General features: G+C 70.8%; 23 protein-coding genes. 19 read left to right on the top strand and 4 right to left on the bottom strand.

What is annotated here, in order from left to right; all coding sequences use genetic code 11:
* Positions 1-182 precede the first annotated feature (182 nt).
* The 8 genes from ruvC to AC07FK_RS25460 all read left to right on the top strand — a co-directional run bounded on the left by ruvC (position 183) and on the right by AC07FK_RS25460 (position 9,397).
* Positions 183-728, top strand: a complete 546-nt coding sequence (gene ruvC, locus AC07FK_RS25495) for a crossover junction endodeoxyribonuclease RuvC (protein WP_479107263.1) — start codon at positions 183-185, stop codon at positions 726-728.
* Positions 725-1,354, top strand: a complete 630-nt coding sequence (gene ruvA / locus AC07FK_RS25490; protein WP_479107262.1) for a Holliday junction branch migration protein RuvA — start codon at positions 725-727, stop codon at positions 1,352-1,354. The genes ruvC and ruvA overlap by 4 nt, the downstream gene beginning before the upstream one ends.
* 22 nt (positions 1,355-1,376) lie before the next feature.
* Complete coding sequence (ruvB, locus tag AC07FK_RS25485) at positions 1,377-2,444, top strand: Holliday junction branch migration DNA helicase RuvB (protein WP_479107261.1); 1,068 nt, start codon at positions 1,377-1,379, stop codon at positions 2,442-2,444.
* Between the two features lie 175 nt (positions 2,445-2,619).
* Positions 2,620-3,093, top strand: coding sequence for a preprotein translocase subunit YajC (gene yajC / locus AC07FK_RS25480; protein WP_479107260.1), 474 nt, complete (start codon positions 2,620-2,622; stop codon positions 3,091-3,093).
* Between the two features lie 144 nt (positions 3,094-3,237).
* Positions 3,238-4,983 carry a protein translocase subunit SecD gene (gene secD, locus AC07FK_RS25475; RefSeq protein ID WP_479107259.1) on the top strand — a complete coding sequence of 582 codons (1,746 nt, stop codon included), beginning with the start codon at positions 3,238-3,240 and terminating at the stop codon, positions 4,981-4,983.
* A 1-nt stretch (position 4,984) separates the two neighbouring features.
* Positions 4,985-6,085 carry a protein translocase subunit SecF gene (gene secF / locus AC07FK_RS25470; RefSeq protein ID WP_479107258.1) on the top strand — a complete coding sequence of 367 codons (1,101 nt, stop codon included), beginning with the start codon at positions 4,985-4,987 and terminating at the stop codon, positions 6,083-6,085.
* Positions 6,082-6,624, top strand: a complete 543-nt coding sequence (locus AC07FK_RS25465) for an adenine phosphoribosyltransferase (RefSeq protein WP_479107257.1) — start codon at positions 6,082-6,084, stop codon at positions 6,622-6,624. Before secF ends, AC07FK_RS25465 begins: the two co-directional genes overlap by 4 nt.
* Before the next feature lie 160 nt (positions 6,625-6,784).
* Complete coding sequence (locus AC07FK_RS25460; RefSeq protein ID WP_479107256.1) at positions 6,785-9,397, top strand: RelA/SpoT family protein; 2,613 nt, start codon at positions 6,785-6,787, stop codon at positions 9,395-9,397.
* 59 nt (positions 9,398-9,456) lie between these two features.
* On the opposite strand, the gene AC07FK_RS25455 is transcribed toward AC07FK_RS25460, so the two are convergent.
* Complete coding sequence (locus tag AC07FK_RS25455) at positions 9,457-10,686, bottom strand: DUF349 domain-containing protein (RefSeq protein WP_479107255.1); 1,230 nt, start codon at positions 10,684-10,686, stop codon at positions 9,457-9,459.
* 143 nt (positions 10,687-10,829) lie between these two features.
* Complete coding sequence (locus AC07FK_RS25450) at positions 10,830-11,633, bottom strand: peptidylprolyl isomerase (protein WP_479107254.1); 804 nt, start codon at positions 11,631-11,633, stop codon at positions 10,830-10,832.
* 171 nt (positions 11,634-11,804) lie between these two features.
* Between AC07FK_RS25450 and AC07FK_RS25445 the strand changes: the two genes are divergently transcribed.
* The 4 genes from AC07FK_RS25445 (at position 11,805) to AC07FK_RS25430 (ending at position 16,140) form a co-directional block, all read left to right on the top strand.
* A complete protein-coding gene (locus tag AC07FK_RS25445) occupies positions 11,805-12,494 on the top strand; it encodes an MBL fold metallo-hydrolase (protein ID WP_479107253.1) in 690 nt (229 codons plus the stop codon).
* A gap of 11 nt (positions 12,495-12,505) precedes the next feature.
* On the top strand, positions 12,506-13,768 hold the full coding sequence (gene hisS / locus AC07FK_RS25440; RefSeq protein ID WP_479107252.1) for a histidine--tRNA ligase: 1,263 nt from the start codon (positions 12,506-12,508) through the stop codon (positions 13,766-13,768).
* 326 nt (positions 13,769-14,094) lie between these two features.
* On the top strand, positions 14,095-14,730 hold the full coding sequence (locus AC07FK_RS25435) for a vitamin K epoxide reductase family protein (RefSeq protein WP_479107251.1): 636 nt from the start codon (positions 14,095-14,097) through the stop codon (positions 14,728-14,730).
* Positions 14,731-14,769: 39 nt separating this feature from the next.
* Positions 14,770-16,140 (top strand): replication-associated recombination protein A, encoded by a 1,371-nt coding sequence (locus AC07FK_RS25430; protein ID WP_479107250.1) that lies wholly within the window; start codon positions 14,770-14,772, stop codon positions 16,138-16,140.
* Here the strand turns inward: AC07FK_RS25430 and AC07FK_RS25425 are convergent.
* Positions 16,119-16,844 carry a DUF2470 domain-containing protein gene (locus tag AC07FK_RS25425; protein WP_479107249.1) on the bottom strand — a complete coding sequence of 242 codons (726 nt, stop codon included), beginning with the start codon at positions 16,842-16,844 and terminating at the stop codon, positions 16,119-16,121. The two genes, AC07FK_RS25430 and AC07FK_RS25425, sit on opposite strands and share 22 nt — an antisense overlap.
* A 185-nt stretch (positions 16,845-17,029) precedes the next feature.
* On the opposite strand from AC07FK_RS25425, the gene rpsD reads away from it, so the two are divergent.
* A complete protein-coding gene (gene rpsD, locus AC07FK_RS25420) occupies positions 17,030-17,644 on the top strand; it encodes a 30S ribosomal protein S4 (RefSeq protein WP_028814090.1) in 615 nt (204 codons plus the stop codon).
* Between the two features lie 27 nt (positions 17,645-17,671).
* Here the strand turns inward: rpsD and AC07FK_RS25415 are convergent, their stop codons facing one another.
* Positions 17,672-19,867 (bottom strand): ATP-binding protein, encoded by a 2,196-nt coding sequence (locus tag AC07FK_RS25415; RefSeq protein ID WP_479107248.1) that lies wholly within the window; start codon positions 19,865-19,867, stop codon positions 17,672-17,674.
* Between the two features lie 147 nt (positions 19,868-20,014).
* On the opposite strand from AC07FK_RS25415, the gene AC07FK_RS25410 reads away from it, so the two are divergent.
* The 6 genes from AC07FK_RS25410 to AC07FK_RS25385 all read left to right on the top strand — a co-directional run bounded on the left by AC07FK_RS25410 (position 20,015) and on the right by AC07FK_RS25385 (position 26,539).
* Positions 20,015-20,446 carry a DUF948 domain-containing protein gene (locus tag AC07FK_RS25410; RefSeq protein WP_479107247.1) on the top strand — a complete coding sequence of 144 codons (432 nt, stop codon included), beginning with the start codon at positions 20,015-20,017 and terminating at the stop codon, positions 20,444-20,446.
* 7 nt (positions 20,447-20,453) lie between these two features.
* On the top strand, positions 20,454-20,765 hold the full coding sequence (locus AC07FK_RS25405; RefSeq protein ID WP_479107246.1) for a DUF6167 family protein: 312 nt from the start codon (positions 20,454-20,456) through the stop codon (positions 20,763-20,765).
* Entirely contained in the window at positions 20,765-23,434 is a 2,670-nt protein-coding gene (gene alaS / locus AC07FK_RS25400) for an alanine--tRNA ligase (RefSeq protein WP_479107245.1), read from the top strand. Before AC07FK_RS25405 ends, alaS begins: the two co-directional genes overlap by 1 nt.
* The gene (gene ruvX, locus AC07FK_RS25395) at positions 23,434-23,898 is read left to right on the top strand and encodes a Holliday junction resolvase RuvX (RefSeq protein ID WP_479021749.1); all 465 of its coding nucleotides are present in this window, start codon (positions 23,434-23,436) and stop codon (positions 23,896-23,898) included. The genes alaS and ruvX overlap by 1 nt, the downstream gene beginning before the upstream one ends.
* A 128-nt stretch (positions 23,899-24,026) precedes the next feature.
* Positions 24,027-25,715, top strand: coding sequence for an endolytic transglycosylase MltG (gene mltG / locus AC07FK_RS25390; protein WP_479107244.1), 1,689 nt, complete (start codon positions 24,027-24,029; stop codon positions 25,713-25,715).
* Positions 25,712-26,539, top strand: coding sequence for a shikimate dehydrogenase (locus AC07FK_RS25385; protein WP_479107243.1), 828 nt, complete (start codon positions 25,712-25,714; stop codon positions 26,537-26,539). The genes mltG and AC07FK_RS25385 overlap by 4 nt, the downstream gene beginning before the upstream one ends.
* Positions 26,540-26,569: the final 30 nt, after the last annotated feature.

Here is a 26,569-nt window from a genome sequence, read left to right as displayed (position 1 = left end):
GGTCGGGGTTTTCCCACCCACCTGGTGTTGCCGGAGGGGGCAGGGGGAGAGGCATCCTCTCTCCTCGCGGCGAAGGAAAAAACGGGCGACCCCAACCCCCCCACCCCCCCCCCCCCCCCCGCCGCTGTTGTCACAGGTACCCGATAGCCTGCACAAACAGGTGATCGAAGGGGAGGGGCGTCGTGCGCGTACTGGGCGTGGACCCGGGGCTGACCCGGTGCGGTGTCGGCGTGGTCGAGGGCGTGGCAGGCCGTCCCCTGCGGATGCTCGGAGTCGGAGTCGTGCGTACGCCGGCGGACGCCGAGCTGGGGGACCGGCTGGTCGCCGTCGAGCGCGGCATAGAGGCGTGGCTCGACGAGCACCGGCCCGAATGCGTCGCCGTGGAGCGGGTGTTCAGCCAGCACAACGTCCGTACGGTCATGGGCACCGCCCAGGCCAGCGCGGTCGCGATGCTCTGCGCCGCGCGGCGCGGGCTGCCCGTCGCGCTGCACACCCCCAGTGAGGTCAAAGCGGCCGTCACCGGTAATGGCCGGGCCGAGAAGGACCAGGTCGGAGCCATGGTGACCCGGCTCCTGCGGCTCGACGCCCCGCCTAAACCGGCCGACGCCGCCGACGCCCTCGCGCTCGCCATCTGCCACATCTGGCGCGCCCCCGCGGTGAACCGCCTCCAGCAGGCGCACGCCGCGGCCCGCGCGCCCCGCATCCCCGTACGGAAGGTCACGCGATGATCGCGTTCGTCAGCGGCCCGGTCGCCGCACTCGCTCCCAGTACGGCGGTCATCGAGGTCGGCGGCATCGGCATGGCCGTGCAGTGCGCGCCGAACACGCTGTCCGCACTCCGCGTCGGCCAGGACGCGAAGCTCGCGACCTCGCTGGTCGTACGGGAGGACTCGCTGACCCTCTACGGCTTCGCCGACGACGACGAGCGGCAGGTCTTCGAGCTGCTCCAGACCGCCAGCGGCGTCGGCCCGCGGCTCGCCCAGGCCATGCTCGCCGTGCACTCGCCCGACGCGCTGCGCCTGGCGGTCTCCACGGGGGACGAGAAGGCGCTCACCGCCGTGCCCGGCATCGGCAAGAAGGGCGCCCAGAAGCTGCTCCTCGAACTCAAGGGCCGCCTCGGGGAGCCGCTGGGCGCCGGCGGCCACGTCGGCGCCCAGCGCGTCGCGTCCGGGCCCGCGCCCTGGGGCGAGCAGCTCCAGGCCGCGCTCATCGGCCTCGGTTACGCGTCGCGCGAGGCCGAGGAGGCGGTCGCGGCGGTCGCCCCGCAGGCCGAGGCGGCGCTCGCCGGCGGCAGCCAGCCGCCTGTGCCGCAGCTGCTGCGCGCCGCGCTCCAGACCCTCAACCGCGCCCGCTGACTCCGATTCGAGAGATCCGTACATGAACTGGGACGAGACCGGACCCGACACCGACCAGCGGCTGGTCGGCTCCGGCCCCGACGGCGAGGACCAGGCCGTCGAGGCCGCGCTGCGCCCCAAGGACCTCGACGAGTTCGTGGGCCAGGAGAAGGTCCGCGAGCAGCTCGACCTGGTCCTGCGGGCGGCCCGCGCGCGCGGCGCCACCGCCGACCACGTGCTGCTGTCCGGCGCCCCCGGCCTGGGCAAGACGACGCTGTCGATGATCATCGCGGCCGAGATGAACGCCCCGATCCGCATCACCTCGGGCCCCGCCATCCAGCACGCCGGGGACCTCGCCGCGATCCTCTCCTCCCTCCAGGAGGGCGAGGTCCTCTTCCTCGACGAGATTCACCGCATGTCGCGTCCGGCCGAAGAGATGCTCTACATGGCCATGGAGGACTTCCGCGTCGACGTGATCGTCGGCAAGGGCCCCGGAGCCACCGCCATCCCGCTGGAGCTTCCCCCCTTCACACTGGTCGGCGCCACCACCCGGGCCGGTCTGCTGCCGCCCCCGCTGCGCGACCGCTTCGGCTTCACCGGGCACATGGAGTTCTACGAGCCGGCCGAGCTGGAACGGGTCGTCCACCGCTCCGCGCGGCTCCTCGACCTCCAGATCGACACGGACGGCGCAGCCGAGATCGCCGGGCGCTCCCGCGGCACCCCGCGCATCGCCAACCGGCTGCTGCGCCGCGTCCGCGACTACGCCCAGGTCAAGGCCGACGGCGTGATCGACCGCGACATCGCCGCGGCGGCCCTCAAGGTGTACGAGGTCGACGCCCGCGGCCTCGACCGCCTCGACCGGGCCGTGCTCGGCGCGCTCCTCAAGCTGTTCGGCGGCGGCCCGGTGGGCCTGTCCACGCTGGCCGTGGCCGTGGGGGAGGAGCGGGAGACGGTGGAGGAGGTGGCCGAGCCCTTCCTCGTGCGGGAGGGACTGCTGGCCCGTACGCCGAGGGGCCGGGTGGCCACGCCCGCCGCGTGGGCCCACCTCGGGCTCGTACCGCCGCAACAGGGTACCGGAGGAAACGGACAACAGGGTCTCTTCGGGACGTGACGGACCTGACGGCGCGGAGGGTCGCCCTGTCAGGAACCCCGGTGCCATGCTGGGCGTTGTTCCATTGATGCGGACTCGCTTAGACTCCGCCGATGCCGCCCTTCCAGGGCCGGCGTGCCCACCCCCGTAGATCAGGCCGCTCCCCGGCGCGGTCGTGCGAAGGAATTTCCGTCCCGTGAATATCGTGACCCTCCTCCCCTTCATCGTGCTCATCGGGGCCATGTTCCTGATGACCCGGTCCGCCAAGAAGAAGCAGCAGGCGGCTGCCCAGATGCGCGACGAGATGCAGCCCGGCACCGGCGTCCGGACGATCGGGGGCATGTACGCGACCGTCAAGGAAGTTCACAACGACACGATTCTCCTCGAGGTCGCGCCGGGCGTGCACGCCGTCTACGCGAAGAACGCCGTCGGCGCCGTCCTCGAGGACGAGGAGTACAACCGCATCGTCCACGGTGAGGGCGACCTCAAGATCGACGCTCCGGTCGTCCCGGACGACGCCTCTTCGCTGACCGAGTCCACGGACTCCGACGACGTGGCGCGCATCGACCTCGGCAAGAAGGACGACGCCGGCGAGGCGGACAAGGCGGCCGACGTGGCCGCCGACGAGCCGAAGGACAAGAAGACCGACGGCGAGAGCGACGCGAAGTAGTCACGCACGGGGACCGCGGCGCGCCCACCGGCGCGGCCCGGTCCCCGGACCGTGTCGACTTCCGCGGGGCTGGGCCCCACATACTTCGTGGCCGCCTTGGCGCTCACCCGGCGCGGGGGCGGTTGGACAGGGAGAAACGAGAAGGTGGCAGCACCGAAGAAGGGCCGCAGGCCCGCGGGGGCTCCGGGCAGGCCAGGTCGAGCCCTGGCTCTGATCCTGATCGCCATGGTCGCGCTCACCAGCGGCATGTTCGCGACCGGTGAGCTCACACCGCGTCTGGGCATCGACCTGGCCGGCGGCACGAGCATCACGCTCAAGGCCAAGCCCGAGCCGGGCAAGCCGAACTCGATCAACAAGACCAACATGGACACGGCGGTCGGCATCATCGACCGCCGTGTCAATGGTCTTGGTGTGTCCGAGGCCGAGGTTCAGACCCAGGGCAACGACAACATCATTGTCAACATCCCCCGGGGCACGGACTCGAAGACGGCCCGGGAGCAGGTCGGCACGACCGCTCAGCTGTACTTCCGCCCGGTGGTGACGTACACGGCCGGTACCCCGACGCCCGACGCCTCCCCCTCCCCGAAGCCCTCCGCGAGCGGCAAGGACGGCGAGGACGGCAAGACCACGCCGTCCGCGACGCCCTCCGCCTCCGCCACCACGCAGGGCCGCGCCGTGACGGACGGGCTGAAGAAGGCCCCGACGCCGACGCCCACGGACGGCGCGTCGAAGAGCCCCGAGAAGAGCGGCAAGCCGTCGGCCACCCCGTCGCCGGACCCCGCCACCGCGGCGCTGGAGAAGAAGTTCACGGCTCTGGACTGCGAGAAGAAGACCGAGATCGTCCGGGCCAACCTCGGGGTCAAGCCCGAGGACCCGATGATCGCCTGCGGCAAGAACAACGCGGGCGAGTGGGAGAAGTACATCCTGGGTCCGGCCGAGGTCAACGGCAAGGACGTCGACGACGCCAGCGCCACGATCGACACCCAGCGCGGTGGCGGCTGGAAAGTCAACATGGAGTTCACGGACGCGGGCTCCAAGAAGTTCCAGAAGATCACCGGCAAGCTGTCGCAGCAGCAGCCCCCGCAGAACCAGTTCGCCATCGTGCTCGACGGCGAGGTCGTCTCGGCCCCCTCGGTCAACACGACCCTGAGCGCCAACGCGGAGATCTCCGGCAGCTTCACCCAGGAGTCGGCCCAGAATCTCGCCAACATCCTGTCGTACGGCGCGCTGCCCCTCACCTTCAGCGAGGAGACCGTCACCACCGTGACGGCCGCGCTCGGCGGCGAGCAGCTCAAGGCCGGCCTGATCGCCGGTGCGATCGGTCTCGCGCTGGTCGTCGTCTACCTGCTGGCGTACTACCGCGGTCTGGCGTTCGTCGCGATCGTGAGCCTCATCGTCTCCGCGATCCTGACGTACACGATCATGACGCTGCTCGGCCCGGGCATCGGATTCGCCCTGAACCTCCCCGCGGTGTGCGGTGCGATCGTCGCCATCGGCATCACCGCGGACTCGTTCATCGTGTACTTCGAACGCATCCGTGACGAGATCCGCGAGGGCCGTACGCTCAAGCCCGCCGTCGAGCGTGCCTGGCCGCGTGCGCGGCGCACCATCCTGGTCTCCGACTTCGTGTCGTTCCTCGCCGCCGCGGTGCTGTTCATCGTGACCGTCGGCAAGGTCCAGGGCTTCGCGTTCACGCTCGGCCTCACCACCCTGCTCGACGTGGTCGTGGTGTTCCTCTTCACCAAGCCCCTGATGACGCTGCTGGCGCGCACCAAGTTCTTCGGCCAGGGCCACCCGTGGTCCGGCCTGGACCCGAAGCGGCTCGGCGTGCAGCCTCCCCTGCGCCGTACCCGTCGCGTCTCCGCCCCCATCGACCCGAAGGAGGCCTGAGATGTCCCGACTCGGAAATCTCGGCGCCCGCCTCTACAACGGTGAGGTCGGCTACGACTTCGTCGGCAAGCGGATGATCTGGTACGGCCTCTCCATCCTGATCACCATCACGGCCATCGTGGGCCTGGCGGTGCGCGGGCTGGTCATGGGTATCGAGTTCGAGGGCGGCGCCGTCTTCACCACGGCGAAGACCGGCGTCTCCGTCGCCCAGGTCCAGGAGGACGCCGAGAAGGCGTCCGGCCACGACGCGATCGTGCAGGAGCTCGGCAACGGCGGCATGCGGATCCAGATCAGCGGTCTGGACACCTCCACCGCCAACCCGGTCAAGGACGAGCTCGCCAAGGACCTCGGCGTCGCGCCGGACGACATCACCTCCGAGCTGGTCGGTCCCAGCTGGGGCGAGCAGATCGCCAACAAGGCGTGGACCGGTCTTGCGATCTTCATGGTCCTGGTGGTCGTCTACCTCGCCATCGCCTTCGAGTGGCGCATGGCGCTGGCGGCCCTCATCGCCCTGATCCACGACCTCACCATCACCGTCGGTGTGTACGCGCTGGTCGGATTCGAGGTCACCCCGGGCACCGTGATCGGTCTGCTGACGATCCTCGGGTACTCCCTCTACGACACCGTCGTCGTCTTCGACGGTCTCAAGGAGGGGTCGAAGGACATCACCAAGCAGACGCGCTGGACGTACAGCGAGATCGCCAACCGCAGCCTCAACGGCACCCTGGTGCGTTCCATCAACACCACCGTCGTCGCGCTGCTGCCGGTGGCGGGCCTGCTGTTCATCGGCGGCGGTGTGCTGGGCGCGGGCATGCTCAACGACATCTCGCTCTCGCTCTTCGTCGGCCTCGCGGCCGGTGCGTACTCCTCGATCTTCATCGCCACTCCGCTCGTCGCCGACCTGAAGGAACGCGACCCGCAGATGAAGGCCCTGAAGAAGCGCGTCCTGGCCAAGCGGGCAGCCGCGACGGCCAAGGGCGAGTGGCCGGAGTCCGACGCCGCCGGCGAGCCGCAGGACGACGCCGCGCCGGCCGGCGCGGTCGTCGGCCAGCCCCGTGACCGCAGCGGCGGCCGGGGCCGGCCCTCGGGCAAGCGGCGATGACCACGACCACGCAGGACCTCCTGCTCAGCCGTATCCGGGACGTCGCGGACTACCCGAAGCCCGGAGTGATGTTCAAGGACATCACCCCGCTGCTCGCGGACCCGGCGGCGTTCACGGCGCTGACCGACGCCCTCGCCGAGCTGTGCGTCCGCTGCGGCGCCACGAAGATCGTCGGCCTGGAGGCCCGCGGCTTCATCCTGGCCGCGCCGGTCGCCGTCCGCGCCGGACTCGGCTTCATCCCCGTGCGCAAGGCGGGAAAGCTCCCCGGAGCGACGCTCAGCCAGGCGTACGAGCTGGAGTACGGCACCGCCGAGATCGAGATCCACGCCGAGGACCTGGTGGACGGTGACCGCGTCATCGTCATCGACGACGTCCTCGCCACCGGCGGCACCGCCGAGGCGTCGCTGGAGCTCATCCGGCGGGCCGGAGCCCAGGTCGCCGGAGTCGCCGTCCTGATGGAGCTCGGATTCCTGGGCGGCCGCGCCCGCCTGGAACCGGCCCTGCGGGGGGCTCCGCTGGAGGCCCTGATCACGGTCTGACCCGTACGGCCGCAGGCGAAAGGCGGGTCCCGGAGGAATTCCGGGACCCGCCTTTCACGTTGGTCCAGGTATCAGGCCGGGGGCGAACCGGAGGCCAGGCATCGTTACCATGGGCTTTCCGGGCCTGACCGGGGGACCCGGACCCGCACGAGGAGCGCTCTTGCCAGACGAGGCCCAGCCACTCTCCCCCAGCTCCCGTCCGGGGGACCCCGCAGCCGCGCAGCCCGACCAGCAGGCGGCCGAGGCCGCGGCGGGCCCGGCCACGCCTCCGGCGAGCCCGCCGGCCGCGCCCGAGAAGGGCGGCCCCCCGGCGAGCGGCGGCCCCCCGGCCAAGAGCGCGAGCGGCGGCTCCGCCGCCAAGAACCCCGAGCCCACGGGCAAGCCGAAGACCGCCCCCGAGCGCGCAGGCGGCGCCGCGGGTCCGCCGCCCGTTTCCGCCGCCAAACCCGCCCAGGGCTCCGCCCCCCGCTCCTCCGGTGGCTCCTCCAACCGCGTTCGGGCCAGGCTCGCCCGGCTGGGCGTCCAGCGTTCGAGCCCGTACAACCCGGTCCTCGAACCGCTGCTGCGGGCTGTCCGGAGCAACGACCCCAAGATCGAGACGTCCACGCTGCGCCAGATCGAGCGCGCCTACCAGGTCGCCGAGCGCTGGCACCGGGGCCAGAAGCGCAAGAGCGGCGACCCGTACATCACGCACCCCCTGGCCGTGACGACGATCCTCGCCGAGCTCGGCATGGACCCGGCCACCCTGATGGCGGGGCTGCTGCACGACACCGTCGAGGACACCGAGTACGGCCTGGACACCCTGCGCCGCGACTTCGGCGACCAGGTCGCCCTGCTCGTCGACGGCGTCACCAAGCTCGACAAGGTCAAGTTCGGCGAGGCCGCGCAGGCCGAGACCGTCCGCAAGATGGTCGTCGCCATGGCCAAGGACCCGCGCGTCCTGGTCATCAAGCTCGCCGACCGCCTGCACAACATGCGCACCATGCGCTATCTCAAGCGGGAGAAGCAGGAGAAGAAGGCCCGCGAGACCCTTGAGATCTACGCGCCCCTGGCCCACCGCCTGGGCATGAACACCATCAAGTGGGAGCTGGAGGACCTCGCCTTCGCGATCCTCTACCCCAAGATGTACGACGAGATCGTGCGGCTGGTCGCCGAGCGCGCCCCCAAGCGCGACGAGTACCTCGCCATAGTGACCGACGAGGTCCAGGCCGACCTGCGCGCCGCCCGCATCAAGGCGACCGTCACCGGCCGCCCGAAGCACTACTACAGCGTCTACCAGAAGATGATCGTCCGCGGCCGTGACTTCGCGGAGATCTACGACCTGGTGGGGATTCGTGTACTTGTCGACACGGTCCGCGACTGCTACGCCGCCCTCGGCACCGTCCACGCGCGATGGAACCCGGTGCCCGGCCGGTTCAAGGACTACATCGCGATGCCGAAGTTCAACATGTACCAGTCGCTGCACACGACGGTCATCGGGCCCAGCGGCAAGCCCGTCGAACTCCAGATCCGCACGTTCGACATGCACCGCCGCGCCGAGTACGGCATCGCCGCGCACTGGAAGTACAAGCAGGAGGCCGTCGCCGGCGCCTCCAAGGTCCGCACCGACGTACCCAAGAACACCGGGCGCGGCCAGGACACCGTCAACGACATGGCGTGGCTGCGCCAGCTCCTGGACTGGCAGAAGGAGACCGAGGACCCCAGCGAGTTCCTGGAGTCCCTGCGCTTCGACCTCTCCCGCAACGAGGTCTTCGTCTTCACTCCCAAGGGCGACGTCATAGCGCTGCCGGCCGGCGCCACACCCGTCGACTTCGCGTACGCCGTCCACACCGAGGTCGGCCACCGGACCATAGGGGCGCGGGTCAACGGGCGGCTCGTACCGCTCGAATCGACCCTCGACAACGGCGACCTGGTGGAGGTCTTCACCTCCAAGGCGGCCGGCGCGGGCCCGTCCCGCGACTGGCTCGGCTTCGTCAAGTCACCGCGCGCACGGAACAAGATCCGCGCCTGGTTCTCCAAGGAGCGCCGCGACGAGGCCATAGAGCAGGGCAAGGACGCCATCGCGCGGGCCATGCGCAAGCAGAACCTGCCAATCCAGCGCATCCTCACCGGCGACTCGCTCGTCACGCTCGCGCACGAGATGCGCTACAGCGACATCTCCTCGCTGTACGCGGCGATCGGCGAGGGCCACGTCACCGCGCAGTCCATCGTCCAGAAGCTCGTGCAGGCGCTCGGCGGCGAGGAGGCGGCCACCGAGGACATCGCGGAGAGCGCGCCGCCCTCACGCGGCCGCGGCAAGCGCCGTTCGAACGCGGACCCCGGCGTCGTGGTCAAGGGCGTCGACGACGTGTGGGTCAAGCTGGCCCGCTGCTGCACGCCCGTACCCGGCGACCCGATCATCGGCTTCGTCACGCGCGGCAGCGGCGTCTCGGTGCACCGCGCCGACTGCGTCAACGTCGACTCGCTGTCGCAGGAACCGGAGCGCATCCTCGACGTCGAGTGGGCCCCCACCCAGTCGTCCGTCTTCCTGGTCGCCATCCAGGTGGAGGCGCTGGACCGGTCCCGGCTGCTCTCGGACGTCACCCGCGTCCTGTCCGACCAGCACGTCAACATCCTGTCCGCGGCGGTCCAGACCTCCCGCGACCGGGTGGCCACCTCGCGCTTCACCTTCGAGATGGGCGACCCCAAGCACCTGGGACACGTCCTGAAGGCGGTACGCGGCGTGGAGGGCGTCTACGACGTCTACCGCGTCACCTCGGCCCGCCGGCCGTAGCGCGTCACGCGAAAGGCCCCGGTACGGATCTCCGTACCGGGGCCTTTCGCGTGGCTGCGTCAGCCGCCGAACTCCTGGAGGCCCTTGAGGGCCTGGTCCAGCAGCGCCTGCCGGCCTTCGAGCTCGCGGGCGAGCTTGTCGGCCCGGGCGTTGTTGCCCGCCGAGCGCGCCTGGTCGATCTGGCCGCGCAGCTTGTCGACGGCGTCCTGGAGCTGGCCCGTCAGACCCGCGGCGCGGGCGCGCGCCTCAGGGTTCGTACGGCGCCACTCGTTCTCCTCGGTCTCCTGGAGAGCCTTCTCCACGGCGTGCATCCGCCCCTCGACCTTCGGACGGGCGTCGCGCGGCACGTGGCCGATGGCCTCCCAGCGCTCGTTGATGGAGCGGAACGCGGCCCTGGCCGCCTTCAGGTCCTTCACCGGCACCAGCTTCTCGGCCTCGGTCGCGAGCTCCTCCTTGAGCTTGAGGTTCTCCGCCTGCTCGGCGTCGCGCTCGGCGAAGACCGCGCCGCGCGCCGCGAAGAAGACGTCCTGGGCGCCGCGGAAACGGTTCCACAGGTCGTCCTCGGCCTCGCGCTGGGCGCGGCCCGCGGCCTTCCACTCGCTCATCAGGTCGCGGTACCGCGCGGCCGTCGCGGCCCAGTCGGTGGAGCCCGAAAGGCTCTCCGCCTCCGCGACCAGCCTCTCCTTGGCCTTACGGGCCTCCTCGCGCTGGGCGTCCAGCGAGGCGAAGTGGGCCTTGCGCCGCTTGGAGAACGCCGAGCGGGCGTGCGAGAAGCGGTGCCACAGCTCGTCGTCGGACTTCCGGTCCAGCCTCGGCAGGCCCTTCCAGATGTCGACGAGCGCCCGAAGCCGCTCGCCGGCGGCCCGCCACTGCTCGCTCTGCGCCAGCTCCTCGGCCTCGACGACCAGCGCCTCCTTGGCGTGCTTCGCCTCGTCGGTCTGCTTCGCCTTCTCGGCCTTGCGCTCCTCGCGGCGCGCCTCGACCGTCGCCACCAGTGCGTCGAGGCGCTTGCTCAGCGCGTCGAGGTCACCGACCGCGTGGTGCTCGTCGATCTGCTGACGCAGGTGTCCGATCGCGGCCTGCGCGTCCTTGGCGGACAGGTCGGTGGTCTTCACCCGCCGCTCGAGGAGGCCGATCTCGACAACCAGGCCCTCGTACTTGCGCTCGAAGTAGGCCAGGGCCTCCTCGGGAGAGCCCGCCTGCCAGGAACCGACGACCTTCTCGCCGTCGGCCGTACGCACGTACACGGTGCCGGTCTCGTCGACACGGCCCCACGGGTCGCTGCTCACAGCGCCTCCTCCACATGATGCCTGCGAGGGGCTGTTCACCCCCGGGCATCCTCCACAGTTTCTTTCGCGGGGCTGCATGCGCCCTGCACACCGCCAACATAGGCGAACCGCAGGGCGGCTGTCCGCATCCCGCACTTCCGGATTTACTTGGTGACGGTCGCCTTGTCGATGACGACGGTGGCGTTGGGCGCGCCGTCGCCCTGACCGCTCGCCTCACCCGCGTCAGCGATCTTCTTGAGCACGTCCTGACCGCCCTTGATGGTTCCGAACGGTGTGTAGCTGGGAGGCAACTTGCTGTCCTGGTACACCAGGAAGAACTGGCTTCCACCGGTCCCCGGACCCGCGTTCGCCATGGCGACCGTGCCCGCCGGGTAGACGCCGCCCTTGAGCTTCGGGTCCTTCAGGTTCTCGTCCGGCAGCTTGTAGCCGGGCGTGCCGGAGCCCTGACCGGTCGGGTCGCCGCACTGGAGGACGTAGATGCCGCTCGTCGTCAGCCGGTGGCACTTCGTGTGGTCGAAGTACCCCTTGGAGGCGAGGAAGTTGAAGGAGTTCACCGTGCGCGGCGCCTTCGCCGGGTCCAGGGCCAGCGTGATGTCGCCGCAGGTGGTGTCGAGCTTCATCGTGTACGAAGCCGACTTGTCGACGGTGAGCGCCGGCTCCTTCTTGTACGACAGCTTCTTGACCGACCCCGGCGCGGGCTTGGCGCACGGGTCGGGCGCCTTCGAGGGCGTGGAGCTGGGCGTGGCGTCGGCGACGGTGTCGTCCTTGTCGCCGCCCAGCACGCCCGTCGCGTACGCCGTCGCCCCCGCCGCGACCACCACGGCGAGCGCCGAGGCGATCACCGCGTTGCGGCGGCGCGCCTTGCGCCGGGCCTCGGCGCGGCGCTGCTGCTGGCGTTCGAACTTCTCCCGGGCGAGCTGGCGCCGCCGCTGATCGCTGCTGACCACCGGTGTTCTCCTCGTACGTCTCGTCTGTCACTGCTGTCGCACTGCTGTCCGGCCGAGCCGAGCTTGCCCGTACCGTATATGGGTTCGCTGTGTGATGAGCGGCGCCGGTAGGCTCTGATCTGCTGCAATCGACAGCGGCATCTCCCGCCGGACGACATATTGAGGACGATCGTGCTTATTGCCGGGTTCCCCGCCGGGGCCTGGGGGACCAACTGTTACCTGGTCGCCCCCGCCGCCGGTGAGGAGTGCGTGATCATCGACCCGGGCCACCAGGCCGCCGCGGGCGTCGAGGAAGCACTCGCGAAGCATCGGCTGAAGCCCGTCGCCGTCGTTCTCACCCACGGCCACATCGACCACGTCGCCTCGGTCGTCCCGGTGTGCGGAGCGCACGACGTACCCGCGTGGATCCACCCCGCCGACCGGTACATGATGAGCGACCCCGAGAAGGCGCTCGGCCGCTCGATCGGCATGCCGCTGATGGGCGAGCTGACCGTGGGCGAGCCCGACGACGTCAAGGAGCTGGCGGACGGCGCCGAGCTGAAGCTGGCGGGCCTCGACTTCACCGTCTCGCACGCGCCGGGCCATACGAAGGGGTCGGTGACCTTCAGGATGCCCGAGCAGGCCGACATCCCGCCGGTCTTCTTCTCGGGCGACCTGCTGTTCGCCGGCTCCGTCGGACGCACCGACCTGCCGGGCGGCGACCAGGCCGAGATGCTCGAGTCGCTGGCCCGCGTGTGCCTGCCGCTCGACGACTCGACCGTGGTGCTGTCCGGCCACGGCCCCCAGACGACCATCGGCCGCGAGCGCGCCACCAACCCGTATCTCAACGGTCTGGCCGCCGCTCCCCGACGAGGAATGTGACGAGACTTCCTGTGAGCACCTTCAAGGCCCCCAAGGGCACGTACGACCTCATCCCGCCGGACTCCGCCACGTTCCTGGCCGTGCGCGAGGCCATCTCCGCGCCGCTGCGGAACTCCGGCTACGGCTACATCGAGACGCCCGGCTTCGAGGACGTCGCCCTCTTCTCGCGCGGCGTCGGTGAGTCCACCGACATCGTCTCCAAGGAGATGTACGCCTTCGAGACCAAGGGCGGCGACAAGCTGGCCCTGCGCCCCGAAGGCACCGCCTCCGTGCTGCGCGCGGCCCTCGAGGCCAACCTGCACAAGAGCGGCAACCTGCCGGTCAAGCTCTGGTACTCCGGTTCGTACTACCGCTACGAGCGCCCGCAGAAGGGCCGCTACCGCCACTTCTCGCAGGTCGGCGCCGAGGCGATCGGCGCCGAGGACCCGGCGCTCGACGCCGAGCTGATCATCCTCGCCGACCAGGCGTACCGCTCGCTGGGCCTGTCGCAGTTCCGCATCCTGCTGAACTCGCTGGGCGACAAGGAGTGCCGGCCCGTCTACCGGGAGGCCCTCCAGGGCTTCCTGCGCGACCTGGAACTGGACGAGGACACCCGCCGCCGCGTCGAGATCAACCCCCTGCGGGTGCTCGACGACAAGCGCGCCGAGGTGCAGAAGCAGCTCGTGGGCGCGCCCATGCTGCGCGACTACCTGTGCGACGCCTGCAAGGCGTACCACGAGCAGGTCCGCGAGCTGCTGAACGCGGCGGGCGTCGCCTACGAGGACGACGAGAAGCTGGTGCGCGGCCTCGACTACTACACCCGCACCACCTTCGAGTTCGTCCACGACGGCCTCGGCTCGCAGTCCGCGGTGGGCGGCGGCGGCCGCTACGACGGCCTGTCCGAGATGATCGGCGGCCCCGCGCTGCCCTCCGTCGGCTGGGCGCTCGGCGTGGACCGCACGGTGCTCGCGCTGGAGGCGGAGGGCGTCGAGCTCGACCTGCCCGCTACCACCAGCGTGTACGCGGTGCCGCTGGGCGAGGAGGCGCGCCGCGTCCTGTTCGCCGCGGTCACCGAACTGCGCCGGGCGGGAGTCGCGGCCGACTTCGCGTACGGCGGCAAGGGCCTCAAGGGCGCCATGAAGAACGCCAACCGCTCGGGCGCCCGCTACACGATCGTCGCCGGCGAGCGCGACCTGGCCGACGGCCAGGTGCAACTGAAGGACATGGAGACCGGGGAGCAGGTCCCGGTCGCCCTGGACGCGATCACCGGCGAACTCCGGAGCCGCCTGGCCTGAGCGCCGTCACGTGAGGAGGGGCCCGGCCGTCACCGCGACGGCCGGGCCCACGCGTGTGCGCGTCCGCTCGTACACGCGCTCGTACGGTCAACTCCGCGGCGGCGGATTAGTCCTGCCGGGCCGGCCGTGTTCCGGACAGACCCGCACGGGGCCTCCCGGCTCCGGCCGGGGCGTGAACCGTGGAGTTCGCGCCGGTCACAGCCCTGCCAGGGGGCGCGCGGCGGTGCGCCGGTCCGTATCTCCTTATGTCCAGCGAACGGTGGACCGGTGCCGTGGTGCGGCAGAATGAGCCTGTCCGGCAGCCCACTCAGCGACGGAACGGCGACATGACGACTGCAGCGGTAGACGACCGCCCCACCAACGGCACGCAGGAAGGCCCGAAGGGCACGACCGGCAGCGGCCGTCCCTTCGCCCTGATGCTGGTGATCACGGGTCTGGCCGGACTGCTGGCCTCCTGGGTCATCACGATCGACAAGATCAAGCTGCTCGAGGACCCGGGCTTCCAGCCGGGGTGCAGCCTCAACCCCGTGGTCGCGTGCGGCAACATCATGAAGAGCGAGCAGGCCGAGGCGTTCGGGTTCCCCAACCCGATGCTCGGCCTCGTCACCTACGCCATGGTCGTCTGCATCGGAGTCGGCCTGCTGGCCGGCGCGCGCTACCGCCGCTGGTTCTGGCTCGGCCTGAACGCGGGCACCCTCTTCGGCGTCGGCTTCTGCACCTGGCTCCAGTACCAGTCGCTGTACAACATCGGCTCGCTGTGCCTCTGGTGCTGCCTCGCGTGGGTCGCCACCATCGTGATGTTCTGCTACGTCACCACGCACAACGTCAAGCACCGCATTCTCCCCGCCCCGAGCGGCCTGCGCAGCGCGCTGACGGAGTTCCACTGGGTGCCGCCGTTCCTGTGGATCGGGATCATCGGCATGCTGATCCTGACCCGCTGGTGGACGTTCTGGACGAGCTGAGCCGACGGCGTTGTCAGTGGGCTGACATAGGCTTCATGCGTGGAGCCAGACCTGTTCACCGCAGCCGCCGAAGAGCGTCAGCTCAAGGACCCGTCCAGCAGCCCCCTCGCCGTACGGATGCGGCCGCGCACCCTCGACGAGGTCGTCGGCCAGCAGCATCTGCTGAAGCCGGGCGCCCCGCTGCGCCGGCTGGTCGGCGAGGGCAGCGGCGGTCCCGCCGGGCCCTCCTCGGTGATCCTCTGGGGCCCGCCCGGCACCGGCAAGACCACGCTGGCGTACGTCGTGAGCCAGGCCACCCAGAAGCGCTTCGTCGAGCTTTCCGCGATCACTGCGGGCGTCAAGGAAGTACGCGCGGTGATCGACGGCGCCCGCCGCGCCTCCGGGGGCTTCGGCAAGGAGACCGTCCTCTTCCTCGACGAGATCCACCGCTTCAGCAAGGCCCAGCAGGACTCACTGCTGCCCGCCGTGGAGAACCGCTGGGTCACGCTCATCGCCGCGACCACCGAGAACCCGTACTTCTCCGTCATCTCGCCCCTGCTCTCCCGCTCCCTGCTGCTCACGCTGGAGCCGCTGACCGACGACGACCTGCGCTCCCTGGTGCACCGGGCCCTCACCGAGGAACGCGGCCTCGGGGGAGCGGTCACGCTGGCCGACGACGCCGAGGCGCATCTGCTGCGGATCGCGGGCGGCGACGCCCGGCGCGTGCTCACCGCCCTGGAGGCGGCGGCGGGGGCGGCCATCGCCAAGGGCGAGGAGGAGATCACCCTCGAAACGGTCGAGGAGACGGTCGACCGCGCGGCGGTGAAGTACGACCGTGACGGCGACCAGCACTACGACGTGGCGAGCGCCCTCATCAAGTCCATCCGCGGTTCGGACGTGGACGCCGCACTGCACTACCTGGCGCGCATGATCGAGGCGGGGGAGGACCCCCGGTTCATCGCCCGCCGGCTCATGATCTCGGCCAGCGAGGACATCGGCCTCGCCGACCCGACCGCGCTGCCGACGGCGGTCGCCGCAGCCCAGGCCGTCGCCATGATCGGCTTCCCGGAAGCCGCCCTGACCCTCAGCCACGCCACGATCGCGCTGGCGCTGGCACCCAAGTCCAACGCCGCGACGAACGCGATCTTCGCCGCGCAGGCCGACGTACGCAAGGGCATGGCCGGTCCGGTCCCCGCGCACCTGCGCGACGGGCACTACAAGGGCGCGGCCAAGCTCGGCCATGCCCAGGGCTATGTCTATCCGCACGACGTGCCGGGCGCGATCGCCGCTCAGCAGTACGCGCCCGACGCCGTGCAGGGCCGTCATTACTACGAGCCCACGCGCTACGGAGCGGAAGCCCGTTACGCCGACGTCGTCGAGAAGGTGCGGGGCCGGCTGCGCGGTGACGGTCAGGCCGACGCCCGCTCCTGAGCCGTCGGCGGGTCAGGTCGGTGCGCGGCGGCCTCGAAGAGCTGGTGCATGGCCCGGCGCAGCCCCACGACGTCGCGCACCGGCTCGCGGAAGTCGAACCGCGCGTCGAAGACCCGGCCCGGCGCGCCACCGCTGAAGCGCACCCGCAGGCCGAACCGGTCCAGCGCCAGCGGCACGGCGACGGCCCCGGCGGCCTTGTCGCCCACCAGGCCGCACAGCCGGCTCACCTGGTCGGCGTGGGCTGCGTGCAGATGCTGGAGCAGCTCCGCCTCGTGCTCGACGAGCGGATCGGCGGCCGCCGCGGCGAACGCCTCGGGCTCGACCATGCCGGTGCCCCACAGATCGTCGACGCGCGCCTCGCCGACCTCCAGCCGCAGGAGCATGCGCCCGGGCTCCGCGACTCCGCGGACGCAGGTCAGCCAGCCCGAGACCCAGGCGCGGCCCCGGATACGGTTGGGCACGGACACCGGGGCGACGTCCGTGATCTCCAGCACCACCCGGAGCTCGTCGTCCTGGGCGTGCGTGGCGGCCCGTACGACCGGGGAATCCGCCGGGAAGACCAGCAGCACCTCGCCGTCGGGCCCCACGCTCCGCTCCTCGGGGACGAGCTGCTCGGGACGGGCCGACAGGGGACGCGGGAGAAGCACTACCGCGGAGCAGGTACTCTGTACGAGAGTTCGTGTGCGCTCGGCTGCTGACGGCATCCGCGCGATTTCAAGTCCGCTGGGACGCGGCTGACCACGATCTGATCGGACCTCCGTCGCGTCGACACTCGAGATGTCGGCCTTCTTTGTGTTGTCCGTGACGTGACTGGTGTTCCCCGGACGAGACATGCGATCTCCTTGAGTAAGGTGAGCCTAACCTAACCTACAACGGAGGTCTGGAGAACGTGCCTAACCAGTCGCGTCCCAAGGTCAAGAAGTCCCGTGCGCTCGGTATCGCGCTGACGCCGAAGGCTGTCAAGTACTTCGAGGCCCGCCCGTACCCGCCGGGCGAGCACGGCCGTGGGCGCAAGCAGAACTCGGACTACAAGGTCCGTCTGCTCGAGAAGCAGCGTCTGCGCGCGCAGTACGACATCAGCGAGAAGCAGATGGCCCGCGCCTACGACCGCGCCAAGAAGGCCGAAGGCAAGACCGGCGAGGCCCTGGTCATCGAGCTCGAGCGCCGCCTCGACGCCCTGATCCTGCGTTCGGGCATCGCCCGCACGATCTACCAGGCCCGTCAGATGGTCGTCCACGGCCACATCGAGGTCAACGGTGGCAAGGTCGACAAGCCGTCGTTCCGCGTCCGTCCCGACGACGTCGTGATGGTCCGCGAGCGCAGCCGCGAGAAGCACCCCTTCCAGGTTGCCCGCGAGGGTGGCTACGACACCGACGGTGAGACGCCGCGCTACCTCCAGGTGAACCTGAAGGCCCTGGCCTTCCGCCTGGACCGCGACCCGAACCGCAAGGAAATCCCGGTCATCTGCGACGAGCAGCTCGTCGTCGAGTACTACGCCCGCTGATCCAGCGGCCGTAGCCGGGCACGTGCCTCAGCCCGCCGTCTCCTCGTTCCGCACGGAACGAGGGGCGGCGGGCTCGCGCGTGTGCGGGGCGTTGTTCCGCGCCGCGCTCGCCGCGCGCGGCCGGGGCGGCGCGGGCGCGGGACGAGGGGGCCCCTCGATCGCCCTGGCCACCGCCGCGTCCAGGCGGAGCGAGGCCCCTTCGCACCGGAACGTCTCGTACCGGCCGTCACCGAGGCGCTCGCGCGCCTTCCGCTCGCACAACGCGTGCGGCGCGTTGTAGTACGCCGAACCGAACAGCGGCAGCCCCACGGACGGCCAGATCCGCTCGGCCGCCCCCTGGAGCACCGCCGCCTCCGCCGGATCGCCGGCGTCGAGGACGACCAGCGCCAGCAGTTCGAGGGCGAGCACCACGCCCAGCAGGTCGTTGAAGGCGTGGTCGATCGCCAGGCACTCCAGCAGCAGTTCGCGTGCCCGGTCCAGCCGTCCGTCGGTGTGCGCCGCGTACGCCAGGACGTACAGCGCGTACGCGAGGGCCCAGCGCTCCCCGTGGTCCTCGCAGACCTCGGTGACCGCCTCGCAGATCGCGACGGCCTGGGCGAGGTCGCCGCGGAAGGCCACCGCCATCGCCAGCTCGATCCGCGCCATCAGCACATTGCTGTTGAGCTCGCCCGTCTCCTCGTAGCGCACCAGGGCCTCGCGCAGCAGCTCCTCGGCACGCGCCATGTCGTCGGACACCAGCGCCAGGCAGCCCGAGCGGTGCACCGCGTAGGCCGCCGCCGACGCGTCGGCGCTCCGCTCCGCGCCCTCGCGGCACTCCTGGAGGGCGGCGAGCGCCCCGATGGCGTCGCCCTGGAGGACGGCCACGTAGCCGAGCACCCACAGTGCCTTGAGCCGGTGCGCCTCGTGCCCGCCCTGAAGCTCCAGCGCGTGGTCCAGCCAGTGCCGCCCCTCCGAGAGCCGGCCGCAGCCGACCCAGTAGAACCACAGTGTGCCCGCCAGGTACTGGCCCAGGTGCACGTCCCCCGGGTCTTCCAGCGAGAACTCCATCGCCCGGCGGAGATTGGGCAGTTCACTGTCGACGCGCGCCGCCACCTCGGCCTGCCGGGGGCTGAACCAGTCCAGCTCGCACCAGGTCGCCAGCCCCAGGTACCAGTCGCGGTGCCTGCGGCGCACGCGGGGCGCGTCACCCATGGCCGCCAGCCACTCGGCGCCGTACTCCCGGACGGTGTCGAGCATCCGGTAGCGGACGCCGGCCGCCGTGTCCTCGCGGATCACGACGGACTGCGCGATCAGGTCCGTGACCACGTCGAGTACGCCGAGCACCCGGTCGTCCAGGAGTTCCGGGCCGCCGCACACGTACTCGGCGGCCTCCAGGTCGAACTGCCCGGCGAACACGGAGAGCCGGGCCCACAGCAGCCGCTGCTCGGGCGTGCACAGCTCGTGACTCCAGCCGATCGCGGTACGCAGCGTCTGGTGGCGGGGCAGGGCTCCCCTGGCGGAGCCGGTCAGCAGGCGGAAGCGGTCGTCGAGCCGGTCCAGCACCTGCTCGACCGAGAGGGCCCTCAGGCGGCCCGCCGCCAGTTCCAGGGCGAGGGGGATTCCGTCCAGGCGGCGGCACAGCTCGTGCACGACGGCGCTGTTGGCGTCCGTCAGCCGGAATCCGGGCCGGCCGGCGGCGGCCCGGTCGGTGAAGAGCCGTACCGCTTCCGGGGCCGGCATCGGAGCCAGGGGGAAGCTCTGTTCGCCGTCGACGCACAGCGGCAGCCGTCCCGTCGCCAGCACGGTCAGTCCGGGAGCCCGGCGCAGCAGCTCCCTGACCAGCTCTGCGACGGCGTCGACGAGGTGCTCGAAGCCGTCGAGGACGAGCAGCAGCCGCCGCCCCGCGAGATGCTCCGCCAGCACCGCGCGCGGCGCCTTCCCGGAGTGGTCCGTCAGGCCCAGCGTCTCGGCGAGCGCGTGCTCCAGCAGGCCGGGGTCCGTGAGCGCGGACAGCTCCGCGAGGCGGACTCCGTCGGCGTACCGTTCCTGCGCGCCGTACGCGGCGCGCAGGGCGAACCGGGTCTTGCCGACGCCGCCGACGCCGGTCACGGTGACCAGCCGGGCCTCTTCCAGCAGGCGCTCCACTTCCGCGAGTTCCGCGGCGCGCCCGACGAAACGGTTCAACTCCGCCGGCAGGCCGCCGTGAACGGGGGAGAGGGGCGGGGGAGGGGTAGAGCGTCGCATGGAACACGGAGCGTACCGATCCGTACGCACTGCGTACAATCGGGCCGGTCGGCTCCCGCTCCCCGCGCCCTAATGCGGTACGGACCCGGAGCCCCGGCGCGATAGGCTCGCAAGACGACTTTTCTCAATGTCAGGGAGCGGTGCAACGTGTCCGGTGGAGAGGTGGCCGGCATCCTGGTGGCCGTCTTCTGGGCGATCCTGGTCTCCTTCCTCGCCGTGGTTCTGGTGAGGCTGGCCCAGACGCTCAGGGCGACGACCAAGCTTGTCGCGGACGTGACCGAACAGGCCGTCCCGCTGCTGGCGGACGCCTCCGCCACCGTACGGTCCGCGCAGACCCAGCTCGACCGGGTCGACGCCATCGCGACCGACGTCCAGGAAGTCACCTCGAACGCGTCCGCGCTCTCCACGACCGTCGCGTCCACCTTCGGCGGCCCGCTCGTCAAGGTCGCCGCCTTCGGGTACGGCGTCCGCCGGGCGATCGGCCGCGGCAAGGACGCTCCGGCGGAGCAGCCGTCGCGTCGCACTGTGATCGTCGGCCGGACCGTGCCGTCCGCCCGGCGCAGGAAGCGGAAGGGCTGAAGCCGCAATGTTCCGCCGTACGTTCTGGTTCACCGCCGGCGCCGCCGCCGGCGTGTGGGCCACCACCAAGGTCAACCGCAAACTCAAGCAGCTGACGCCCGAGAGCCTCGCGGCCCAGGCCGCCGACAAGGCGGTCGAAGCGGGCCACCGGCTCAAGGAGTTCGCACTCGACGTCAAGGCGGGCATGGCGCAGCGCGAAGCCGAACTCGGCGAAGCGCTCGGTCTCGAGGCGCCGAACGACCCCCTCGTCATCGAGCACCGACGCGTCGCCGCTCTCGACCACACCAAGCATTCGTACAACCGGAATGAGGACCACTGATGGAGTCGGCTGAAATCCGCCGCCGCTGGCTGCGCTTCTTCGAGGAGCGCGGACACAACGTCGTGCCTTCGGCGTCGCTCATCGCGGACGACCCGACCCTGTTGCTGGTCCCCGCGGGCATGGTGCCCTTCAAGCCGTACTTCCTCGGCGAGGTCAAGCCGCCCGCCCCGCGCGTCACCAGCGTGCAGAAGTGCGTGCGTACGCCGGACATCGAAGAGGTCGGCAAGACCACCCGCCACGGCACGTTCTTCCAGATGTGCGGCAACTTCTCGTTCGGCGACTACTTCAAGGAAGGCGCCATCCAGTACGCCTGGGAGCTGCTCACCAGCTCCGTGGCGGACGGCGGCTACGGCCTCGACCCCGAGCGGCTGTGGATCACGGTCTACCTCGACGACGACGAGGCCGAGCAGATCTGGCGCGACAAGATCGGCGTACCGGCCGAGCGCATCCAGCGTCTGGGCAAGAAGGACAACTTCTGGTCCATGGGCGTGCCCGGACCGTGCGGCCCGTGCTCGGAGATCAACTATGACCGTGGCCCCGAGTTCGGCGTCGAGGGCGGCCCGGCCGTCAACGACGAGCGGTACGTGGAGATCTGGAACCTGGTCTTCATGCAGTACGAGCGGGGCGCCGGCGACGGCAAGGAGGACTTCCCGATCCTCGGCGACCTGCCGTCGAAGAACATCGACACGGGCCTCGGCCTGGAGCGCCTGGCGATGATCCTCCAGGACGTGCGGAACCTGTACGAGATCGACACGTCGAAGGTCGTCATCGACAAGGCCACGGAGCTGACGGGCGTCCAGTACGGCGCCGACCACGCCTCGGACGTCTCGCTGCGCGTCGTCACCGACCACATGCGCACGTCGGTGATGCTCATCGGTGACGGCGTCACCCCCGGCAACGAGGGCCGCGGCTACGTGCTGCGCCGCATCATGCGCCGCGCCATCCGCAACATGCGTCTCCTGGGCGCCACGGGCCCCGTCGTCGCCGAGCTCGTCGAGACCGTGATCAATTCGATGGGCGCGCAGTACCCGGAGCTGCTCACCGAGCGCAAGCGCATCGAGACCGTCGCCCTCGCCGAGGAGGCCGCGTTCACCAAGGCCCTCAAGGGCGGCACGAACATCCTCGACACCGCCGTGACGGAGACCAAGGCCGCTGGCGGCACGGTCCTCTCCGGCGACAAGGCGTTCCTGCTCCACGACACCTGGGGCTTCCCGATCGACCTCACCCTGGAGATGGCCGCCGAACAGGGCCTGTCCGTGGACGAGGACGGCTTCCGCCGCCTGATGCAGAAGCAGAAGGACATGGCCAAGGCCGACGCCAAGGCCAAGAAGACAGGTCACGCCGACGTCTCCGCCTACCGCGAGGTCGCCGACACCTCCGGCGCCACCGAGTTCACCGGCTACACCCGCACCGAGGGCGAGTCGACCATCGTCGGCCTGCTCGTCGACGGGCTGCCGTCGCCGGCCGCCACCGAGGGCGACGAGGTCGAGGTCGTCCTCGACCGCACGCCGTTCTACGCCGAGGGCGGCGGCCAGCAGGCCGACACCGGCCGCATCAAGCTGGACTCCGGCGCCGTCATCCAGGTCCGCGACGTACAGCAGCCGGTCCCAGGCGTCTCCGTGCACAAGGGGTCGGTCCAGGTCGGTGAGGTGACCGTGGGCGCCTCCGCCTACGCCGCCATCGACCTGGGGCGCCGCCGCGCCATCGCCCGCGCCCACAGCGCCACGCACCTGACCCACCAGGCACTGCGTGACGCGCTCGGCCCGACGGCCGCCCAGGCCGGTTCGGAGAACGCCCCGGGCCGCTTCCGCTTCGACTTCGGCTCGCCGAACGCCGTGCCGGGCACGGTCATGACCGACGTCGAGCAGAAGATCAACGACGTGCTGGCCCGCGAACTCGACGTCCAGGCCGAGGTCATGTCGATCGACGAGGCCAAGAAGCAGGGCGCCATCGCGGAGTTCGGCGAGAAGTACGGCGAGCGGGTGCGCGTCGTGACCATCGGCGACTTCTCCAAGGAGCTGTGCGGCGGTACGCACGTCCACAACACCGCCCAGCTCGGCCTGGTGAAGCTGCTCGGCGAGTCGTCGATCGGCTCGGGCGTGCGGCGCATCGAGGCCCTGGTCGGCGTGGACGCGTACAACTTCCTCGCCCGTGAGCACACGGTCGTCGCCCAGCTCCAGGAGCTGGTCAAGGGCCGTCCGGAGGAGCTGCCGGAGAAGATCTCCGGGATGCTCGCCAAGCTCAAGGACGCCGAGAAGGAGATCGAGAAGTTCCGCGCGGAGAAGGTCCTCCAGGCCGCCGCCGGTCTCGCCTCGGGCGCCAAGGACGTGCGCGGCGTCGCGGTCGTCACCGGCCAGGTGCCGGACGGCACGTCGGCCGACGACCTGCGCAAGCTGGTCCTGGACGTACGCGGCCGGATCCCGGGTGACCGTCCGACGGTCGTCGCACTGTTCACCACCGCCAACGGCCGCCCGCTGACCGTCATCGCCACCAACGAGGCCGCCCGCGAGCGCGGTCTCAAGGCCGGCGACCTGGTCCGCACGGCGGCCAAGACCCTCGGTGGCGGCGGTGGCGGGAAGCCGGACGTCGCCCAGGGCGGCGGCCAGAACCCGGAGGCCATCGGTGACGCCGTGGCCGCCGTCGAGCGCGCGGTCGGCGAGAGCGCCTGATGAGACGCGGCCGCCGCCTCGCGATCGACGTCGGGGACGCCCGGATCGGGGTCGCCTCGTGCGACCCCGACGGGGTGCTGGCCACGCCGGTGGAGACCGTGCCGGGACGCGACGTCCCGGCCGCCCACCGGCGGCTGAGGCAGCTCGTCGAGGAGTACGAACCGATCGAGGTCGTGGTCGGCCTCCCTCGCTCCCTCAGCGGGGGCGAGGGGCCGGCGGCGGTAAAGGTCCGGGCGTTCGCCCAGGAGCTCGCTCGCGGCGTCGCACCCGTTCCGGTGCGACTGGTCGACGAGAGGATGACCACAGTGACGGCCAGTCAGGGACTGCGCGCTTCGGGCGTGAAGTCCAAGAAGGGCCGGTCTGTCATCGACCAGGCCGCGGCGATCGTCATCCTCCAGAACGCTCTGGAGGCCGAACGGGTATCGGGCAGTCCCCCGGGCGAGGGCGTCGAAGTGGTTGTCTGATCGCGATACGGTAACGTTCCGCGCGATGCGGCGGTGTTCGAACAGCTGCCGCACAAAGAAGAGGCGGACCGGATGCCGTGCCCCCACGCGCGAAGCAGCCACCGCCTCGCGGCACACTATGGGGTTTCATGACTGAGTATGGCCGGGGCGCAGGCCACGAACCGTGGCATCCCGAGGACCCGTTGTACGGGGACCAGGGATGGCAGGGGCAGCAGGCCGCACATGGCCAGCAGGGCCCGTACGGCGGTCAGCAGCAGGAGCCGCAGCAGCAACAGCCGTACTACGACGGCGGGCAGCACCAGCAGCAGCACGCCGGCTACCCGGACCAGCACCAGCAGCATCAGCAGCACTACAACGCTCAGCAGCAGTACGGCGACACCGGCGGCTGGGACAACGGCCAGCAACACCAGGACCAGCATCACCCGCATCAGGAACCGGTGCCGTACGGCATGAACCCGGCAGCCGACCCCTACGCGGGCCAGCAGCCCGCCTACGGCGCCGGTGAGGCGGACTACTACGCCGCCCCGGACGCGTACCCCCCGCCGCAGCCCCCGAACCAGCGCCGCACCCCCGAGGCGGAGCCGGCGGCCGAGTGGGACGCGGAGCAGGAGGCCCCCGAGGAGCACCCGTTCTTCACGGGCGGCGACGACGGCGACGAGCCCGACGAGCCGCGTGAGTCCCGGCGCGGCAGGGGCGGCGGCGACCGCCGGGGCGGAAAGCCCAAGAAGAAGAAGAGCCGCAACGGCACGGCCTGCCTGTTCGTCGCGGTGGTCCTGGTCGGCGGCATGGGCGGCATCGCCTACTTCGGGTACCAGTTCTACCAGGACCAGTTCGGGGCGCCCGAGGACTTCGCGGGCAGCGGTACGGGCTCCGTGGAGGTGGAGATCCCCAAGGGTGCGGGGCTCGGCGAGATCGGCAGCATCCTCGCCCGGAAGGGAGTGGTCAAGAGCTCGGGAGCCTTCGTGTCGGCGGCGACGGCGAACCCGAAGAGCCAGGGGATCCAGCCCGGCGTCTACCCGATGAAGAAGGAGATGTCGGGCAAGGCCGCCGTCGAGCTCATGATCAACCCGTCGAACGTGAATGCGCTGATCGTGGCCGAGGGCCAGCGGAACCGGTCGATCTACGAGCAGATCGACAAGAAGCTGAAGCTCGAGCGCGGCACCACGCAGGACGTGGCCGAGAAGGAGTTCAAGAATCTCGGGCTGCCCGAGTGGGCCGGCGACGACCCGGACATCAAGGACCCGCTGGAGGGCTTCCTCTACCCGTCGCGTTACGACATCGGCGGAAAGTCGACGCCGAAGTCGGTCCTCAAGGAAATGGTCGCCCGGGCCAACACCGAGTACGCCAAGCAGGACGTGGAGGGTTCCGCCCGCAAGCTGGGTCTCCAGTCGCCGATGGAACTGATCACGGTGGCGAGCCTCGTCCAGGTCGAGGGCAAGTACAAGCACGACTTCGACAAGGTGTCCCGGGTCGTCTACAACCGCCTCAAGCCCAACAACCTGGAGACGGTGGGGCGCCTGGAGTTCGACTCCACGATCAACTACATCAAGGCCGAGAGCAAGCTCGAGGTCGGAGCCGTCGACGACCTGCGGAAGATCCAGGACCCGTACAACACGTACAGCATCAAGGGCCTGCCGCCGGGTGCCATCAGCAACCCGGGTGCCGACGCCCTGCACTCGGCGATCAACCCGAAGCCCGGCCCCTGGTACTACTTCGTATCGGTCACGGCGGACAAGACCCTCTTCGCGGTGACCAACGCGGAGCACGAGAAGAACCGCCGCGAGTACGAGGCAGAGCTGGAGAAGTCCGGACAGTGAGCACCACCCGACGCGCGGCCGTACTGGGCTCGCCCATCGCCCACTCGCTCTCCCCGGTGCTCCACCGGGCCGCGTACGAGGAACTCGGCCTCACCCACTGGTCGTACGACCGCTTCGAGGTGGACGAGGCCGGGCTGCCCCGCTTCTTCGCGGAGCTCGACCCCTCCTGGGCCGGCCTGTCGCTGACCATGCCGCTCAAGCGGGCCGTCATCCCGCTGCTCGACGAGATCAGCGACACGGCGGCCTCCGTCGAGGCCGTCAACACCGTCGTCTTCACCGAGGACGGCCGGCGCCTCGGCGACAACACCGACATCCCCGGCATGATCGCCGCCCTGCACGAACGCGGCATCGAGAAGGTCGACTCCGCCGCCGTCCTTGGCGCAGGGGCGACCGCGTCGTCCGCCCTCGCCGCGCTCTCCCGTCTGTGCACGGGCCCGGTCACCGCGTACGTCCGCAGCTCCGCCCGCGCCGACGAGATGCGGCAGTGGGGCGCGCGGCTCGGAGTCGACGTACGCGTCGCGGACTGGGCGGAGGCGGGCCGGGCGTTCGACGCGCCGCTCGTCGTCGCCACCACCCCGGCCGGCACGACCGACGCGCTGGCCGAGGCCGTGCCGGAGCGCCCCGGCACGCTCTTCGACGTGCTGTACGAGCCGTGGCCCACCGCACTGGCCGCCGCCTGGTCCGCGCGCGGTGGCGCGGTCGTCGGCGGTCTGGACCTGCTCGTGCACCAGGCCGTGCTCCAGGTGCGGCAGCACACGGGCCGCCCCACCGCGCCGCTCTCCGTGATGCGGGCCGCCGGGGAGAAGGCGCTCGCCGCACCGTAGGGACACACGGCGGGCCGCCGGGCCGGGCCC

This window comes from Streptomyces sp. NPDC046122 (assembly GCF_056429965.1).
This window is presented reverse-complemented; position numbering and strand designations above follow the sequence as displayed.

Excerpts from the sequence above, each read along its gene's own strand:
- secF (WP_479107258.1), top strand. The coding sequence starts at position 4,985 with ATGTCCCGACTCGGAAATCTCGGCGCCCGCCTCTACAACGGTGAGGTC.
- ruvA (WP_479107262.1), top strand. The coding sequence starts at position 725 with ATGATCGCGTTCGTCAGCGGCCCGGTCGCCGCACTCGCTCCCAGTACG.
- AC07FK_RS25425 (WP_479107249.1), bottom strand. The coding sequence starts at position 16,844 with ATGCCGTCAGCAGCCGAGCGCACACGAACTCTCGTACAGAGTACCTGC.
- AC07FK_RS25435 (WP_479107251.1), top strand. The coding sequence starts at position 14,095 with ATGACGACTGCAGCGGTAGACGACCGCCCCACCAACGGCACGCAGGAA.
- ruvX (WP_479021749.1), top strand. The coding sequence starts at position 23,434 with ATGAGACGCGGCCGCCGCCTCGCGATCGACGTCGGGGACGCCCGGATC.
- AC07FK_RS25415 (WP_479107248.1), bottom strand. The coding sequence starts at position 19,867 with ATGCGACGCTCTACCCCTCCCCCGCCCCTCTCCCCCGTTCACGGCGGC.
- AC07FK_RS25405 (WP_479107246.1), top strand. The coding sequence starts at position 20,454 with ATGTTCCGCCGTACGTTCTGGTTCACCGCCGGCGCCGCCGCCGGCGTG.
- AC07FK_RS25465 (WP_479107257.1), top strand. The coding sequence starts at position 6,082 with ATGACCACGACCACGCAGGACCTCCTGCTCAGCCGTATCCGGGACGTC.
- mltG (WP_479107244.1), top strand. The coding sequence starts at position 24,027 with ATGACTGAGTATGGCCGGGGCGCAGGCCACGAACCGTGGCATCCCGAG.
- ruvB (WP_479107261.1), top strand. The coding sequence starts at position 1,377 with ATGAACTGGGACGAGACCGGACCCGACACCGACCAGCGGCTGGTCGGC.
- alaS (WP_479107245.1), top strand. The coding sequence starts at position 20,765 with ATGGAGTCGGCTGAAATCCGCCGCCGCTGGCTGCGCTTCTTCGAGGAG.